The organism is Nocardia brevicatena NBRC 12119 (assembly GCF_000308495.1).
Taxonomy (GTDB): Bacteria; Actinomycetota; Actinomycetes; order Mycobacteriales; family Mycobacteriaceae; genus Nocardia; species Nocardia brevicatena.
This window is the reverse complement of sequence record NZ_BAFU01000237.1, coordinates 1-15,278: the sequence shown is the minus strand read 5'-3', so window position 1 is coordinate 15,278 and position 15,278 is coordinate 1. Positions and strand designations below refer to the sequence as shown.

At 67.6% G+C, this 15,278-nt stretch carries 18 protein-coding genes; 8 read left to right on the top strand and 10 right to left on the bottom strand.

Annotation, left to right across the window (positions count from 1 at the left end):
- Nucleotides 1-227: 227 nt before the first annotated feature.
- On the bottom strand, nt 228-707 hold the full coding sequence (locus ON20_RS28370) for a nitroreductase/quinone reductase family protein (protein ID WP_040840709.1): 480 nt from the start codon (nt 705-707) through the stop codon (nt 228-230).
- Between the two features lie 365 nt (nt 708-1,072).
- Between ON20_RS28370 and ON20_RS28365 the strand changes: the two genes are divergently transcribed.
- Together ON20_RS28365 and ON20_RS28360 are read left to right on the top strand one after the other, a co-directional pair.
- On the top strand, nt 1,073-2,179 hold the full coding sequence (locus ON20_RS28365; RefSeq protein ID WP_040840676.1) for a class II histone deacetylase: 1,107 nt from the start codon (nt 1,073-1,075) through the stop codon (nt 2,177-2,179).
- Nucleotides 2,180-2,287: 108 nt separating this feature from the next.
- Nucleotides 2,288-3,007 (top strand): SMI1/KNR4 family protein, encoded by a 720-nt coding sequence (locus ON20_RS28360; protein WP_040840674.1) that lies wholly within the window; start codon nt 2,288-2,290, stop codon nt 3,005-3,007.
- 79 nt (nt 3,008-3,086) lie between these two features.
- Here the strand turns inward: ON20_RS28360 and ON20_RS28355 are convergent, their stop codons facing one another.
- Nucleotides 3,087-3,557, bottom strand: a complete 471-nt coding sequence (locus tag ON20_RS28355) for a MarR family winged helix-turn-helix transcriptional regulator (RefSeq protein WP_040840672.1) — start codon at nt 3,555-3,557, stop codon at nt 3,087-3,089.
- A 69-nt stretch (nt 3,558-3,626) separates the two neighbouring features.
- Here ON20_RS28355 and ON20_RS28350 point away from each other — a divergent pair, with 69 nt between their 5' ends.
- Nucleotides 3,627-4,013 (top strand): tautomerase family protein, encoded by a 387-nt coding sequence (locus ON20_RS28350; RefSeq protein WP_040840670.1) that lies wholly within the window; start codon nt 3,627-3,629, stop codon nt 4,011-4,013.
- Between the two features lie 57 nt (nt 4,014-4,070).
- Here ON20_RS28350 and ON20_RS35170 read toward each other — a convergent pair whose 3' ends face one another.
- Entirely contained in the window at nt 4,071-4,244 is a 174-nt protein-coding gene (locus ON20_RS35170) for a hypothetical protein (RefSeq protein ID WP_245547546.1), read from the bottom strand.
- Nucleotides 4,245-4,590: 346 nt separating this feature from the next.
- On the opposite strand from ON20_RS35170, the gene msrA reads away from it, so the two are divergent.
- Both msrA and ON20_RS28340 read left to right on the top strand, forming a co-directional pair.
- Nucleotides 4,591-5,103, top strand: coding sequence for a peptide-methionine (S)-S-oxide reductase MsrA (msrA, locus tag ON20_RS28345; protein WP_040840668.1), 513 nt, complete (start codon nt 4,591-4,593; stop codon nt 5,101-5,103).
- Between the two features lie 90 nt (nt 5,104-5,193).
- Nucleotides 5,194-6,759 carry a bifunctional phosphatase PAP2/diacylglycerol kinase family protein gene (locus tag ON20_RS28340; RefSeq protein WP_083865397.1) on the top strand — a complete coding sequence of 522 codons (1,566 nt, stop codon included), beginning with the start codon at nt 5,194-5,196 and terminating at the stop codon, nt 6,757-6,759.
- 182 nt (nt 6,760-6,941) lie between these two features.
- Here the strand turns inward: ON20_RS28340 and ON20_RS35165 are convergent, their stop codons facing one another.
- Entirely contained in the window at nt 6,942-7,565 is a 624-nt protein-coding gene (locus tag ON20_RS35165; protein WP_083865395.1) for an MBL fold metallo-hydrolase, read from the bottom strand.
- A gap of 50 nt (nt 7,566-7,615) precedes the next feature.
- Between ON20_RS35165 and ON20_RS28330 the strand changes: the two genes are divergently transcribed.
- Complete coding sequence (locus ON20_RS28330; protein WP_051163555.1) at nt 7,616-8,017, top strand: MerR family transcriptional regulator; 402 nt, start codon at nt 7,616-7,618, stop codon at nt 8,015-8,017.
- 125 nt (nt 8,018-8,142) lie between these two features.
- Here ON20_RS28330 and ON20_RS41155 read toward each other — a convergent pair whose 3' ends face one another.
- The 5 genes from ON20_RS41155 to ON20_RS28305 all read right to left on the bottom strand — a co-directional run bounded on the left by ON20_RS41155 (nt 8,143) and on the right by ON20_RS28305 (nt 12,219).
- Nucleotides 8,143-8,568: a hypothetical protein gene (locus tag ON20_RS41155; RefSeq protein WP_040840666.1), complete on the bottom strand. Its 426-nt coding sequence runs from the start codon at nt 8,566-8,568 to the stop codon at nt 8,143-8,145.
- Nucleotides 8,569-8,613: 45 nt separating this feature from the next.
- Complete coding sequence (locus ON20_RS28320) at nt 8,614-9,618, bottom strand: SMP-30/gluconolactonase/LRE family protein (protein WP_083865394.1); 1,005 nt, start codon at nt 9,616-9,618, stop codon at nt 8,614-8,616.
- Between the two features lie 104 nt (nt 9,619-9,722).
- A complete protein-coding gene (locus ON20_RS28315) occupies nt 9,723-10,589 on the bottom strand; it encodes an arylamine N-acetyltransferase family protein (RefSeq protein WP_040840665.1) in 867 nt (288 codons plus the stop codon).
- A gap of 150 nt (nt 10,590-10,739) precedes the next feature.
- On the bottom strand, nt 10,740-11,345 hold the full coding sequence (locus ON20_RS28310) for a DUF7691 family protein (protein WP_040840700.1): 606 nt from the start codon (nt 11,343-11,345) through the stop codon (nt 10,740-10,742).
- A 481-nt stretch (nt 11,346-11,826) separates the two neighbouring features.
- Nucleotides 11,827-12,219, bottom strand: coding sequence for a winged helix-turn-helix transcriptional regulator (locus ON20_RS28305; protein WP_051163553.1), 393 nt, complete (start codon nt 12,217-12,219; stop codon nt 11,827-11,829).
- A gap of 98 nt (nt 12,220-12,317) precedes the next feature.
- On the opposite strand from ON20_RS28305, the gene ON20_RS28300 reads away from it, so the two are divergent.
- Nucleotides 12,318-13,145, top strand: coding sequence for an NAD(P)H-binding protein (locus tag ON20_RS28300; RefSeq protein WP_040840664.1), 828 nt, complete (start codon nt 12,318-12,320; stop codon nt 13,143-13,145).
- A gap of 291 nt (nt 13,146-13,436) precedes the next feature.
- On the top strand, nt 13,437-15,029 hold the full coding sequence (locus ON20_RS28295; protein ID WP_040840663.1) for an AMP-binding protein: 1,593 nt from the start codon (nt 13,437-13,439) through the stop codon (nt 15,027-15,029).
- A gap of 15 nt (nt 15,030-15,044) precedes the next feature.
- On the opposite strand, the gene ON20_RS35160 is transcribed toward ON20_RS28295, so the two are convergent.
- On the bottom strand, nt 15,045-15,227 hold the full coding sequence (locus tag ON20_RS35160) for a type II toxin-antitoxin system prevent-host-death family antitoxin (protein WP_157229093.1): 183 nt from the start codon (nt 15,225-15,227) through the stop codon (nt 15,045-15,047).
- Nucleotides 15,228-15,278: the final 51 nt, after the last annotated feature.

The following is a 15,278-nucleotide window of genomic DNA, read 5'->3' as shown; positions in this document are numbered from 1 at the left end:
CCGGTCCTGTCTCCGCCCGCCGGCACGCTGTCGGAACCTCATGCGGCCACGCCCGTGCCGGTCCGGCACCTGCCCCTCATGAGTGAGGTAGGAAGCGAGTGCGATGGACACGGGCGATGGCTCCGAGTCGAGACCGTGGCCCACAGTCAGGGTATCGGCGTGTTGAGCCGGTGCGTGGACCGACACGACACCTCACGGTCGGTGTTTCCGCGGCGACCCGGCCGGGGTCACGCCGATATGATTTCGAAAACCGGATGGGTGCGGGCATTGACGAGGAATTGCCGGGGCGACGAATCCGGTCCCACATCCAGATACGGCAGCACGAAGAACCGCCGATACAGTGCCACGATGGGTTTCGGAACACGTGGCGGCCCCGATACCAGCGCCGCCCGGAACACCCACGCCGCGTGCTCGGTGGGCAACTCCACGGCCGTCACGGTCTCGACGTGCCTGCCGTGACGCAGTGTCACCTTCCCGTCCGCCGCACGCAGGTTGCGCACCCAGTTCACCGTTCCGTAGGACGCCACCAGGTATCGCCGGCCGTCTTGCTCGAACACTGCCAGCGGTGTCTCGATCGTGCGGCCGGTGCGCCGCCCGGGCACGCCGAGAACGCGGAACGACCACATCGGTAAGCCGGCGCGTAGCACGGTCCGCATCCACGCATTGGACGCCCGCACACCCCATCCTGCTCGATACGGTTTGGCCATAACCCGAGCGTCCCCCGGCCCGTAGGCGAAGGCAAGCGAGTATATGACGTTGATAAGCGCCATGGCTCCGAGACCACGGCGGTGCCGGTCGTTCCGCTCGGTACTGCGAGTGAACACCTGCGCCGGACACCACTGCCGGGTGTCCACATGACCGCGTCCGTTGTCGTCGGGAACCGCGACAGCTCGTCCTCTCAGCGCTCGGCCGCTACCCCGACACCCTCGAGCGCGGTTGCCGGCATTGCCCAGGCGATAAGCCTTCCGGTTGCGGCAGGTGGCCACTGTTCCTGTAATGGGCTCGAGAACCCGCCGAGTCGGGGTCGAATGCAGGTGGGCATATCTGTCCACCCATTGTTTAGGAGTTCGCCATGACGACTGGTTACGTGTGGAACACCCTCTATGGATGGGTTGACACCGGCAGTGGAAGCCTGTTCCCGTCCGACGTTACGGTCGGTCTCCAACCCATCGGACATCACCTCGCGCATCCCGACACCAAACGGCGGTTCCATGAATTGGTGTCGGTGTCCGGCCTACTCGACAAGTTGCATTCGATCGAAGCGGTGCCCGCGAAGGAGGCCGATATATTACGGGTGCATACCGCGCAGCATCTGGAGCGGATCAAGGCCGAGAGTCTGCAGCCGAAAGGCGGGGATGCCGGCGATGGTGTCTCGTCGTTCGGAAAGGGAGGGTACGAGATCGCCGCGCTTTCGGCGGGCGGCGCGATCGCGCTTGTCGAGCAGGTGCTGGCGGGAACGATCGACAATGGTTACGCACTGGTCAACCCGCCGGGACATCACGCGACCCGCGCGACCGGAATGGGCTTCTGCGTCTTCAACAATGTCTCCATCGCCGCCGCCTACGCGAAGGACGTGCTCGGCGTCCAGCGCGTCGCCGTCGTCGACTGGGATGTTCACCACGGCAATGGCACCCAGGACATCTGGTACGAGGATCGGTCGGTGCTGACCATCTCGATCCACCAGCACCTGTGTTTCCCGCCGAATTCCGGATACCTCGAGGAGCGCGGGGCAGGGGACGGATACGGATACGCGATCAATGTTCCGCTGCCGCCGGGCAGCGGTGACGCGGCGTATCTCCATGCGCTCGACCGGGTTGTCGAACCGGCGCTGCGTGCCTTCGCGCCCGAGCTGATCATCGTGGCGTGCGGCTTCGACGCGAGCATTCTCGACCCGCTGGCCCGGCAGATGGTCACCAGCGGCGGCTTCCGGCACTTGACTCGGCGGATGCTCGACATCGCCGCTGAAACCTGCGCGGGCCGGATCGCCTTCGTGCAGGAAGGCGGCTACAGCCCGCACTACGTTCCGTTCTGCGGACTCGCGGTGCTCCGTGAGCTGCTCGGCGAAGAATTCGTGGACGACCCGTACACGCCGATCGTCACGACGCAAGGCGGAGACGTTCTCCTCGATCACGAGGCCGCCGCGATCGCCGCGGCGGCGGGCCTGGTCGCCGAACTGTAATCCGATAACGCGGCCGGTCACCGCCGTTTCCTCGGTAGGACCGAGGTCGGCGGTTCCGCCGTCTTCCGGATGATTCCCCCCGGTGGGGAGATCGTAGGGTTCCGTGGCGTGTCGACCGGTTTTGACGTGGGTGCGGAATTCGTCCACGGTGTAGCCGACCGCGCCGGGGTCTGGCGGTTCATCGCGGGCTTCGCGGCGCACTGGATATCGCCGTTGGCGGACGCGGACGGGTGGAGCGAGGCCGACCTCGTGGCGGCCGAGGAGAATCTCGGTGTGCGGCTTCCGTCCGCGATGCGTAAGGCGTACAGGTTGTTCGGACGCAGGGAGGATCTGACGGGCAACCAGGACTTTTTACTCTCTCCTGCCCACCTCGACCTGGACGAGACCGGGGAGATGCTGGTGTTCCGGGTGGAGAACCAGGGTGTCTGGGAGTGGGGTGTGTCGATGGCCGACCCTTACGAACCCGATCCTCGGGTGGCGATACGCCTGTCGGGTGATGATCCGGAGCAGTGGGGCGCATGGCTCGACCGGTTTTTGTTGGCCTGTGTCGAGATGGTGTTGTCGGAATCGCTGTATTCGGCAGTGCATATCAGCGAACCGTTGAGTGCGGATGATCTCGCTCGAGTAGAGCGGATGTACTCGAGGTTGCCCATACCGGAATGCCATGTGTTCGCCGACGACTCCGGTATCCGCTGGTTCGCCGGACAGGACGTCTTGTTGCGTGTGGACCCGGCGGATTGCCTGGGGGCCCGGGCCCGCACCGCCGAAGCATTGGATCGGCTACGCCGCTCGTTTCCCGAGAATTGGGCGGTGACGGAGAACTTGTGACGTGTCGGTGGATCGTCGCCGACCTGTTGCCGGACGAACACGTCCGCGCGGAATGGGAAGGTCGCCGGGCCATGGGAGTTCACTCTGTCGATGCCTGTTCGTATCCGGCGGTGAAGGCGGCCTCGTAGGCGAGCAGGGTGTCGACGACCGTGCGCCGCTGCGCGGGAGTCAATGGGGTGAGGGCGTGACGCCAGGCGCGGGCGCCGGGGGAGAGCCACTGGGAGATGGCCGGTCGGCTTGCGGGGGCGATATCGATGATGCGTCGGCGGCGGTCGGCCTCGTCTTCGTGGCGGATCAGCACTCCTTTGCGGCTCAGGTCGCTCACGATCAGGCTCACCGTGGTGGGCGCGACGTCGAGTTTCTCGGCCAGTTGGGAGACGGTCTGCGGACCGTCGAGAAGCAGTAGGGACAGCAGGGACAGATGTCTCGGGGCCAGGTCGAAGGAGCGCAGCCGCTCCGGCGGTGGCGTGCGTTTGGCTCGGCCGATCAAGCGCGGCATCAGCAGCAGTAGTTCTCGGACGGCGTCGTCCGTGGGGTTGGGTGTTGACACTCGACGACCTCCCAATTACCTTTTATTGCAAAGATTATTTGTTGTCAAATACATCCTAGAGGAGGCGGTATGCCGCATCTGACAGTGCATGTCCTGGAAAGCGATCTCGTCGGCCGGGAGGTCGAGCTGATCGAGGCATTGACCGAGGCGGTCGTCGGGGTCTACGGCGAGTGGGCGCGGGAGATCGTCGAGGTGCGGTTGATCGGACTGCCCGTAGGCCGGTGGGGTATCGGCGGCCGGCCCGCGCAGGCGCCGTCGCCGAGCGTGACATTCGGCATCAGGGAGGCGGCGTTCGAGCGTCCGGACGCGCAGGACATCGTGGCCCGCCTGGTCGCGGGCGTCACCGACGCGATCGTCTCCGTATTCGGCGAGCACGTCCGTTCCGGGGTGACCGTCGAACTGGTCGGCACCCCGGAGGGGCGCACCGGGGTCGGCGGCCTCGTACCCGCGCGGTAGGCGCGGTGTGCGGCCGATCGGCGGATATCGCACTCGGGACTGTGTCGCGACGGCGAGTCAGCCCAGCGGTGGGTCGGCCGAGCGCGACGGGATACGGTCGAGCGCGGCGAGCGTCGGCTCGTCGAGCCGAATAGCGCCCACGGCGATATTCGCTTCGAGATGGCCGGCGTCGGCGGTGCCGGGGATGAGGAGCGTGTTCGGGGCGTGGTGGAGGAGCCAGGCGAGGCCGATCTGGGCGGCGGTGACCCCGATTCCTCTCCACGGCGGCCGGTAGCGATCCGGACCAGAGCGGCCGCCTCCTCGATCTCATCGTCGACGCGCTCCGGCCACGAAACGACAGGGCCGCCCCTCTCGACCGGCATGCGTCCGATGCCGGCCCGGACGGCCCCTGGTGAACGGTCGAGTGGCCGGCGACGAGGCGCGGTGCCGAGCGGTATGAACCCGTTCGTGTCGACGGTCCGATCGCCGGTTCCGGTGACTCGTCAGGGTAGCGGTCGACGGTTCTCGGGGCGGGATTTTCCGAGCCGGAGCGCGGGTTGTACGGGGGGTCGATAATGAGGCGGACGAAGGAGGAAGCGTGACCGAAACGCGGAAGGCCATCCTGGCCGGCGGATGCTTCTGGGGTATGCAGGATCTGATCCGCAAACAGCCGGGGGTCCTGTCGACGAGGGTCGGCTACACCGGTGGGCGCAACGATCACCCCACCTACCGCAACCATCCGGGCCATGCGGAGGCCGTGGAGATCGTCTATGACCCGGAGCGGACGGACTACCGGACGCTGCTGGAGTTCTTCTTCCAGATCCACGACCCGACGACGAAGGACCGCCAGGGAAACGACATCGGCACCAGCTACCGCTCGGCGATCTTCTATCTCGACGACGAGCAGAAGCGGACCGCGCTGAGCACCATCGTCGATATCGAGGAGTCGGGCCTGTGGCCGGGCAAAGTTGTCACCGAGGTGACTCCGGCGAGTGAGTTCTGGGAAGCCGAGTCCGAGCACCAGAATTATCTGCAGCGCTACCCGGACGGATACACCTGCCACTTCCCCCGGCCGGGGTGGAAGCTGCCGAAGCGGCAGACCACCGTGTAGCCGGCCCGACGGCTTCCCGGGCCCGGTCCGCGAATCTCCTGCGCCCCTTCGGCTCGCGGGCGTGCCGAAGGGGTCGGTAGGGTCGGGCGGGTGAGTAGCTGGGCGCGCCGAAGGTTCCACAGGGTCGGACGATTCGATCGAGCGATCGGCGAGGTGGTCGCGGAGTTGCCCGCCTCGCGAGTCGATCGGGGCCTGCTGCGGCTCACCAGCAGTGCCGACCACAGTGTTCTGTGGCTGGTCTGCGCGGCGCTGCTCGCCACCCGCCAGGGAGCGCCCCGGCGGGCCGCGCTGCGCGGTGTCGCCTCCGTGGCCGGGGCCAGCCTCGTGGCCAATGTCGGACTGAAAACCGTGTTCGCGCGGCGTCGACCCGCCGCCGAGTTGATGCCCACGCATCGACGACTGAGCCCGGTCCCGAGATCGTCGTCCTTCCCGTCGGGGCACAGCGCCACCGCGGCCGCCTTCGCTACGGCGGTGGCGATGGAAAGTCCGCGCACTGCGCTGGCCGTCGCCCCGCTCGCGGCCGCCGTGGCCTACTCCCGGGTGCACACCGGCGTGCACTGGGGCTCGGATGTACTCGTCGGCGCGGCCGTCGGCTCCGGCGTCGCCCTGGCCACCCGGCGCTGGTGGCCGGTGCGGGAATCGGACGAGGCGCAGGCCTGTCCGGTCCCCGAGGTGCCGGTCCTGGCGGAGGGCAAAGGGCTTGTGGTGATGGTGAACCCGGTTTCCGGCGATCCGAACTACGACCCCACCGATGACATCAGCGAGGCCCTGCCCGCCGCCACCGTGCTGCGCACCCGACCCGACCTCGACTGCGCCGAACAACTCGAACAAGCCATTGACGAACACGACCGGCCGGTCCTGGCGGTCGGTGTCGCGGGTGGCGACGGCACGGTGGCGTCCGTGGCCGCGGTCGCGCTGCGCCGCCGGTTGCCGTTGGTTGTCATCCCCACCGGCACGCTCAACCATTTCGCCCGGGACCTGGGTGTCTACGACCTGCGCGAGGTGATCGACGCCACCGGTGTCGGCGAGGCCGTCGCGGTCGATATCGCCAGTGTCGAATACGGCGACGAGACCGATACGCGCACCCGGTACCTGATCAACACCGCCAGCCTCGGGTCCTACCCGGATCTGGTGCAGCTGCGCGAGAAATGGCAGACGCGGTGGGGCAAATGGCCCGCCTTCGCCGCGGCACTCGTGGTCACCCTGCACCGGGCCGAACCGATCGAGATCTACTTGGACGGCCGCTGGCAGCGGGTGTGGTTCCTGTTCGTCGGCAACGGCCCCTATCACCCGCACGGCGCCGTACCCGCCTTCCGCGACCGTCTCGATTCCGGCCTTCTCGATGTCCGCTGGCTGCGCGCCGATCTGCGCTGGTCGCGCATCCGCGCCGTCCTCGCGCTGCTGCTGGCCGCCATCGGCCACAGCAGGGTTTACGGCGAGCGCCAACTACCCGAACTATTCGTGCACCTGCCCGAGGCCGAAGCGCTCGCCACCGACGGCGAGGTGGTCGGCAAGGCCACCCACCTGCGCTTCTCGATGGCGGGACGGCTCGCGGTGTACCGGCGTGACGAATCCAACCCCCTCTGGGCGGACCGCAGCCGTCCCCACCACCGTCGGGCACCGTGGCTGCGCGACGCGTTCCGCTTCAACGACTGAGCAGTCGAATCGGCCGGTGAGTCGGGCACGCGCGGCCGGCCGCGGTCACATCGCGGGATCGTGGGAGGTCATCGGCTGGACACCGGTCAGGTTCCGCAGCCGCTGCTGCGTCTCGACCCTCGTGACGGCATGATGCTGAGTCTGCGCGGCGAAGGCTTCCACGGCCGGTGGTGCGGTGCCTGTCAGTTGGCCGTGGTGGTGGAGGGCGTCTCCGATATGGAGCAGGTCCGTGCCGGCTCGACCGGCCCCCTCCACCAGAACCCCGGCGTGGCCGGGCGCATGGCCCGGGAGTTCGACCAGCCGGATCGTCGCCGGTAGACCGGGGAGCAGGTAGGTGGCGAAGCCCCGCCCCGCCACGGCGCGGCGGGACAGGGCGCCTCGGCCCAGACGACGCCGTGTGCCCACTGGGCAGGGCGGCTCCGGGAGTCGGCGTCGACGACCGCGCGGCGGCAGTCGGGTGTGGCGTGCACTCGGACCCACGGCATATCGGAAAGGCCGCCCACGCGGTCGCGATGGTGGTGGGTCAGCACCACGTCGGTGATCTCGCGTGGGTCCCGCCCGAGCGCGGTGACCTGTGCGACGAGGGTTTCCGCCGGGTCCAGCAGCGGGTTGACCTGCGCGATCCAGTCGTGCCCCAGGCGTTGCCCGGGGTGCTCGATATCCCCGATGCCGATCCCGGTATCGACGGCGAGGAGTGAGCCGCCCTGCTCGACCAGCAGGCATCGGCAGGTGAAGTGGGGTGTGCCCCAGACCGCGGCACCTCCGGGCGGGGTGAGCGTGCCGCAGTGGAGTTCGTGAACCGTCATGCGGCCGACGCTAGGGATTAGAGTCGACACGAAGTCAAAGGAGGAGAGCGGTGGTGGACGGGCTGCTGAGGATCGGTGAGGTCGCGGAGCGGCTCGGGGTATCGACCCATCTGCTGCGCCACTGGGAGGCGGAAGGGGTGATCACCCCGTACCGGTCGGCGACCGGGGCACGTCGGTACAGTCCGCAACAGGTGGATGAGATCGCGGCGGGTCTCAGGTGCCGAAGCGCGGGGTTGGGCCTGGCCGATCTCGCGCTCCTGCTGCGTGGCTCCCGGGAGGAGCGTCAGGCGGTGGTCGAGCGGCAGGTGCGGGCATTGCGCACCAGACAGATCGAGCTGGGACAGGCGGCCGATTTCCTGGATCATGTTCTGGAATGCTGTCACCCCGTGATGCAGGAGTGCGCACAGTGCCGGGACTTCGCGGGCCGTTCCCGGTACAGCGGTCCGATATGACGGCGAAGCCACGGCAGAGGCTGTTCCATCGGTCGGCGGTGCCACTGTGGGCGGATGGCGCATTCTCGGACCCTATCGAGTGGGAGCGTGGTAGTTGCGCAGCACCAGCGTCGGGCAGCCCAGTGCTACGAGCGCGCCGGCGGCCGGCATCGCCGGATGGCCGACCCCGGTCGTCTCGTGGATGAAGGCCGGCAGGGCGGGGGTGCCGAAACCCAGATAGCCGACCGAGTAGAGACGGCCGTGAGGCCGGTGAGGTCGTCGGGGCGGGCGACGCGTTCTATTTCCTGTAGGCCGGCCACCAGGCCGATACCGTAACCGGCGGCGCCCGGTATGAGCGTGGTGGCGACGGTCGGCCACTGATCCGGCACGGCCGAGGCGGCCGCCGCGGTGACCATTCCACAGGAACGCCGGCCGCGGCGATGGCGGGGCGGGGCGCATGAGCCGGCGGCGGCCGTGGCGATCCGAGAGCGGGCCCCGATCAGCAGGGCGGGGACGATGCCCAGCACGTAGTCGAACAACAGCACGTCCACGATGTAGCGGGCGTGTACCACATGGTCGCTCCGCGCGGGCGGTTCACGCTCCCGCGCGGGAGGCGACTACCGAGGGATATACGTCACCGCTAGTGCGGATTCGCTGAGACTGCCCAGATAGAGCGTGCCGTCACGTTCGGCCACGCCGGTGACCATGGCGAAATCGTCGCCTTCCACCTGTAGGTCGTGGACGAGAGTGCCCTCGAAATCGACCGCGAGCACCCACACCGTCCGGGGCGGTGCCGGCTGCAGGCGTTCGGGCAGCGCCCAGACCAGCCGGCGCAGGAAGCCGGGCAGTGGGAACAACGTGTCCATCATGGGGTTGCGCGGACCGGGCAGGGTGATCCACAACAGGCCGTCACTGCCCACGGCGATATTGTCCGGGAATCCGGGCAGGTTCTCGGCGAGGAGGTCGGTCGTCCCCGCGCGCGGTCCGGTGAGCCAGTAGCGGGTGACGCGGTAGGCGCCCGTTTCGGCGACCACGACGGCCGAACCGTCGGGGGAGATGGCGACGCCGTTGGCGAAATACAGGCCGTCGACCAGGGTCCGCACGGTTCCCGACGCGTCCAGTCGCAGCAAACTGCCGGTGCCCGAATGCTCCAGGAGGTCACCCATGTACTTGTCCAGCGGGTACCGGCGCGAGGAACTGGAGAGATAGATCGTGCCGTCCGCCGCGCGGGTGACATTGCTGGCGAAGAGCAATGGTTTTCCGTCCACTTCGTCGGCGAGCACGGTGAGTTCCCCGGATGGGTCCAGTCGCAGCAGACCGCGGGCGAAATCGCAGACCAGCAGCGAACCGTCCGGGTCGGCGTGCAGGCCCAGCGGCCGGCCGCCGGTATTCACCAGGGTCCGGATATCTCCGTCGGTGGGGTCGACGCTGACCAGGGAACCGTCATCGAGCCCGGTGACGAGCCGCCCGTCCGGTGTGATCACCACATCCTCGGGGCCCGCCGCGGGCAGTTCGATCCGCCGCACCGGGGGCAGCGGGGGCGTGCTGTGCGTTTCGCGGGCGCGAGGGGTGGCGGTCGGCGGGGTCCAGCGCTGTGGGCGCATCGATAGAGCGGAAACCATGGCTCACCCTAACTCGCCGGCGACACCGATCGGTTCGTTCTCCCGACCGCGTCGACCAGCGGTCCCGTGGGGTCGACCGTAGCCTTAGGGGCGCGGGCAACCGCTCAGCGTTCGGTCCAGGGGGCGGCGGCCAGGGCGGTGGCATCGCTGCCGGACAGATCGATATCGAAGACCTCGCCGAGAACCTTGGGCAGTTCGCCCGGTTCCACCTCACGGGTCTCCCAGGAACCGTCGGCATGTTCGACCGTCCACGTGGTGCCGTCGAGCACGTGATGTGTCTCGGGATGGAAGCGCTGGACGAACAGGCGAGTGGTGAACGGGGAGCGCGGCGAGGTCGACACGAAATGGTTGCCCACCGCGTAGTCGATGCGGTACTGCGGTTCCTCGGTGAAGGTGTAGCGGTCGATCCAGCCGTCGCGGCCGAACTGGTGCAGCGTCCACACGGGACGGCCGAGCTCCCCTTCGGTGCGTTCCAGCCGGAAACGCCAGGCGCCCACGGTGAATTCGCCGCGGCCGGACACCAGCTCGTACGGTTCCAGCGGACCCCGGCCGAAGCCGACATCGCACAGCCAGACCCGGTCGTCGTCGCGAGTGGTCACCCGCAGCAGCGCGTGGGTGACCGGACGCAGGCCTTCGCCGGCGCCCATGGTGACCCGACCGGCGAGGCCGGTGACACCGAACCCGAGCCGCTCGAGCGCGGCGGCGAACAGGGTGGCGTTCTCGTAACAGTAGCCGCCGCGCCGCCGCCGGATCAGCTTGTCCTGGAGCGATTCGAGGTCCAGTGGGATACCGCGGCCGAGGATGATCTCGAGGTTCTCGAACGGGATCGAGGTGGTGTGCAGGTACACCAGTCGACGCAGGGTGGCCAGGGTCGGCGTGCGTTCGCCGTCGAACCCGATCCGTGCGAGGTAGGCGTCCAGATCCAGATCGGCGCCGTTCCAGCGGTAGGCCGGATCGGTCGGCTTGTTCACCGTGCCCTCGCTCTCCCGTTCTGCGGTCCTCCCGGTCAACAGCGTCCCCAGGCGATCTTGTTCCCGAGGCGTATACCACCCGGTGCCGGTCCCGGCAGGGCTTGGTCCGCACCGAGAGACCTTGCTGTTCACCATCGGCCGACGCGGACGTCAGCCCAGATGAAAGAATCCGACGATTCCGAGTCCCGGCTTCGACTCGGCGACCCGCATCCAGGCGAGGCATTGGGCCACGCCCTCCAGGAGCTCGGGACCGAGGGGCTGCACGAGACCGGCCGTCTTGGTCGCCTCGAACTGCCTCGAAGCACGCGCTATCTGTTCGGCCGACCATTCGCCGTATCCGACTTCCGGTGTCTGCTCCACAGGGACGGGAACCTGCGGCAAGGTGAACGAAAACAGCGATACCGCAGTCCCGGTCAGGGATTGCAGACCCTCGTCGACCTGTTCGAGCCAGTCTCCGCCGAACTGCGAGAACGTATTGCCGCCCAAGGTGAATCCCGTGAATTCGCACAGGCGCTCATATGCGAGGCGGTATTGGAAGGCGTACTCGCCGAAGGGGCCACCGTGAACGACCGCGTGCAGCGCTTCGTATGCCGCGGGTGCGCCCGCCTCGACCAGATGAGCGAATTGTTCGTCTGCGGCGGTCAGGTGGCTGTCGAGGTTTTCCCGAATCACTTCCAGCAGTTGATCATCACCGGACCCGACCACGGCCCGCGTCGCGGCGATGTCGAGCAGGTACACGTTCAAATGTGAACTCACGCGGCGACCGTACACGCCACAGGGGACAGGCCATGCCGCTAGCGATCGATACCGAACATCTAGACCGTATCCGAAGCGTCGTGGAGCACTGATCGAGCAGGCACCGGCCCTGCGGGTGTCACGTCGACTTCTCCCTGAAGGCCGTGATGGGGCCCACGAAACGGCCCCCGATCCGGAGTCCGGACCGGAACTACAGGGCCAGGGCTGGATGGCTTCACCGCGGCAGTGCGGCGCGGGGGCTCGGCGCCGGCCTGATTCAGGTCATACCCGCGCTCCCACGGACCGGACGCGGGTTGCCTATTGTCAACGCTTCGCGGTGGCCGGCTCGGTGGACCTCGGCGGGCGCCGTGAGGGCAGCCATCGGTGGGCGAGGCACCCCCTCGTCGCGCCGTGGGTGGTGGTGTGAAGGTGATGTACGAGTCGCACTGCAACGAACGAGGCGGTCCTATGGCCGGTCGGATCGAGGACAAGGTCGCCTTCCTCACGGGCGCGGTGCGGTATCGGGGGCCCGCAGTGCGGCGTCGTACTCCCTACGCGCCTGTTCCACCTTCGACAGGTTCGCGCCCCACTCCGAGACCGCGGCGAATACGGGGGCCAGGCTGCGCCCGAGTTCGGTGATCTCGTATTCCACTCGCGGCGGCACCTCGCGGTGGTAGTTGCGCACGACCAGTCCGTCGCGTTCCAGTTGGCGCAACCGCTGGGTGAGCACCTTGGGTGTGATGGTGGCGATCCGGTCCTGGAGTTCGACGAAACGTTGTCGGCCGTGTTCGCTCAGGGTCCACAGGATGGGGGTGGTCCACCGGCTGAAGATCAGGTCCACGATCGGGGCGATCGGGCAGGCGGTTTCCGGGGTGACATCGGTGTTCTGGATCACATTTCCGTCTTTCGCCGTTACTTTCCTCTAGGTACGTACTATCTAAAGGATAGTAGCGTCTTCGTATCCCGATTAGGACATCGAAGACGGAGTGACAAATGATTGTGGTGACCGGTGCTACCAGAAATGTCGGACGGCCCTTGGTACAGGCTCTGGTCGCGGCGGGGAAGCAGGTGACGGCGGTGGCGCGGACGGCGCCGTCGGGTGTCGAATCCGACGGCGTGCGTCGGGTGCGGGCGGATCTGGCCGGGCAGGAGGGGCTGAAGTCCGCGCTGGACGGTGCGAAGGCGTTGTTTCTCCTGACATCCGGAGATTTCCGCGGTGCGGGTGGCGACCTATCCGGTGTGCTGGACCTGGCGCGTGACTACGGAGTCGAACGGGTTGTCCTGCTGTCGTCGCAGGGGGTGGGCACCGGGCGGCATCCGAGCGGCTACGAACAGGCCGTGCACCGCTCCGGCCTGCCGTGGACGGTATTGCGGCCGGGCGGATTTCACTCGAATGTCTTGATGTGGGCGGAAGCGGTCCGCGAGCAGCGCACGATCGCCGCGCCGTTCGCCGATATCGCTCTCCCGGCGATCGATCCCGCCGATATCGCCGAGGTGGCGGCGGTGACGCTGACCGAATCCGGACACGAGGGGGCGACCTACGAACTCACCGGCCCCGAGGCGATCTCGCCGCGGCAACAGGTGGCCGCGCTCGCGGACGCGCTGGGTGAACCCATCCGGTTCGTCGAGTTGAGTCGCGGTGAGGCGCGGGAGCACATGATCCGCACCATGCCCGAGCCGGTCGTGGAGGCCACCCTGGACATCCTCGGCGCGCTCACCGTCCGCGAGCGGCAGGTGAGTCCGGATGTCGAGCGGTTGCTCGGTCGTTCGGCGCGGCCGTTCGCGGAATGGGCGCGTCGCAGCATCGACGCCTTCCGCTGACCGGTCGTCCGATGGTGGCGTCGGGCACGGCGGCGACGGTGATGGTGCCGAGGTGTCCGGCGCGTCGGGGCGGTATCGGTGGGTGCGCCGGCTTCGGGACGGGATGCGCCGAGAGCGAGATGCACAAAGTAGAACGTGTTATATTTTTTGCGGTTTGCGAGCTTCGCCGGGACCGCTCTCGGATCGCGGATCGTGGTGCCCGGCCGCGTCGCCCGCGATCCGCTCGGCGGCTCCGCCGGGGCCTGGTCAACTCGCCGGCCCGTTCCCGTGACGCGGCCCGAAAGGACGACGATGAACACTGAACCGCACGTCGACGACGCCGATCTGCTGCACCGTGAGCCCTTGGCGGTGGAACTGCTCGCCAAGGCGCTCGAGCGTTATGGCGAGCGCACCGCGGTGCATATCGGCGACAGCACCCTGACCTATCGCGACGTGCGGGATCAGATCAGCCGGTTCGCGCAGGCCCTGGCGTCGTTGGGGCTGGGCGTCGGCTCTCCGGTGGCGGTGCTGTCGGCCAACCGGCCGGAGGTACTCTTCGCGCAGGGCGCCAACAATATGACCGGTGCCCGCGCCATGGCGCTGCATCCGATGGGGTCCCTGGACGACCACGCGTATGTGCTGGAGGACGCGGGTGTCGAGACGCTGATCTTCGACCCGGCCGGGTTCGAGGAGCGGGCCGCGCAGTTGCGGGAGAAGGTGCCGGGCCTGCGGAACCTGTTGTCGTTCGGACCCACCGAGGTCGGCATCGACCTGATCGAACTGGTGTCCGGATTCGAACCCGGCCCGCTGAAGGCGCCGGTGGTCGACCCCGACACGACCATGAGCCTGGCCTACACCGGCGGCACCACCGGTAAGCCCAAGGGGGTGGAGATGAGCTATCGGGGCAGCGCCGCGATGCTGCGGATCCAGATGACCGAATGGGAGTGGCCGGACGAGGTCCGGTTCCTGGTGTGCACCCCGCTCAGTCACGCCGGCGCCGCGTTCTGGAACCCCACCGCCCAGCAGGGCGGATCGATCGTGGTACTGCCCTATTTCCAGCCGACCAAGGTGCTCGAGGCGATCGAGAAGTACAAGATCACCGCCACCATGTTGGTCCCGACCATGCTGTACGCGCTGCTCGACAGTCCCGACCTGGACAAATACGATCTGTCCAGTCTGCAGACGGTGTTCTACGGCGCCTCCGCGATCTCCCCGACCCGTCTCGCCGAGGCGATCCGGAAGTTCGGTCCGATCTTCTTCCAGTTCTACGGCCAGGCCGAGAGTCCGATGACCATCTCGGTGCTGCGCAAGGCCGACCACGATCTGAACAAACCGGAACGCCTGGCCAGTTGCGGCCGGCCGGTGCCGTGGTTGAATGTGGCGCTGCTCGACGAGAAGGGCGACGAGGTGCCGCAGGGGGAGCCGGGCGAGGTATGTGTGCGCGGGCCGCTGGTGATGAACGGCTATCTGAACAAACCGGAACAGACCGCGGAGGCCACCGAATTCGGTTGGCTGCACACCGGGGATATCGCCCGGCAGGACGAGGAGGGCTTCCTCTATATCGTCGATCGCAAGAAGGACATGATCGTCTCCGGCGGGTTCAATGTGTATCCGCGCGAGGTGGAGGATGTGCTATCGGCGCATCCGGCGGTGAGCGCGGCCGCGGTGATCGGTGTGCCGGACGAGAAATGGGGCGAGGCCGTCAAGGCGGTGGTGGTGCTGCGCGCCGGGCAGACGGTGTCGGTCGAGGAACTGCAGGCGCTGGTCAAGGAACGCAAAGGCGCGGTGTACGCCCCGAAGACAGTGGACTTCGCCGACGGCATCCCGCTCAGCGCGCTCGGCAAACCGGACAAGAAGGCACTGCGGTCCAACTATTGGACCGAGAGCGAGCGGCAGGTGAACTGAGGGCTTGCCGGCCCGTCACCGTTCGTATATGTCGCGGCGCTGCCCTGCGGCGACGACCAGGATGACGGCCGCGGCCGGTTCGCCTCCGCCGGTGATGACGGTGACATGACCGTCCTGGGCCGCGGCATTGACCACAGCCGACAGCCGGGCGCGGGCCTCAGGGATGCCGAGTATAAAACTGACGGAGATGCTTGACACTCGGATCCCCTGAACATAGGGAGTTTCGGGTGAGTGAGCCTGTCATGGATC

Excerpts from the sequence above, each read along its gene's own strand:
- ON20_RS28365 (WP_040840676.1), top strand. The coding sequence starts at position 1,073 with ATGACGACTGGTTACGTGTGGAACACCCTCTATGGATGGGTTGACACC.
- ON20_RS28300 (WP_040840664.1), top strand. The coding sequence starts at position 12,318 with ATGATTGTGGTGACCGGTGCTACCAGAAATGTCGGACGGCCCTTGGTA.
- ON20_RS28320 (WP_083865394.1), bottom strand. The coding sequence starts at position 9,618 with ATGGTTTCCGCTCTATCGATGCGCCCACAGCGCTGGACCCCGCCGACC.
- ON20_RS28370 (WP_040840709.1), bottom strand. The coding sequence starts at position 707 with ATGGCCAAACCGTATCGAGCAGGATGGGGTGTGCGGGCGTCCAATGCG.
- ON20_RS28350 (WP_040840670.1), top strand. The coding sequence starts at position 3,627 with ATGCCGCATCTGACAGTGCATGTCCTGGAAAGCGATCTCGTCGGCCGG.
- ON20_RS35165 (WP_083865395.1), bottom strand. The coding sequence starts at position 7,565 with ATGACGGTTCACGAACTCCACTGCGGCACGCTCACCCCGCCCGGAGGT.
- ON20_RS28295 (WP_040840663.1), top strand. The coding sequence starts at position 13,437 with ATGAACACTGAACCGCACGTCGACGACGCCGATCTGCTGCACCGTGAG.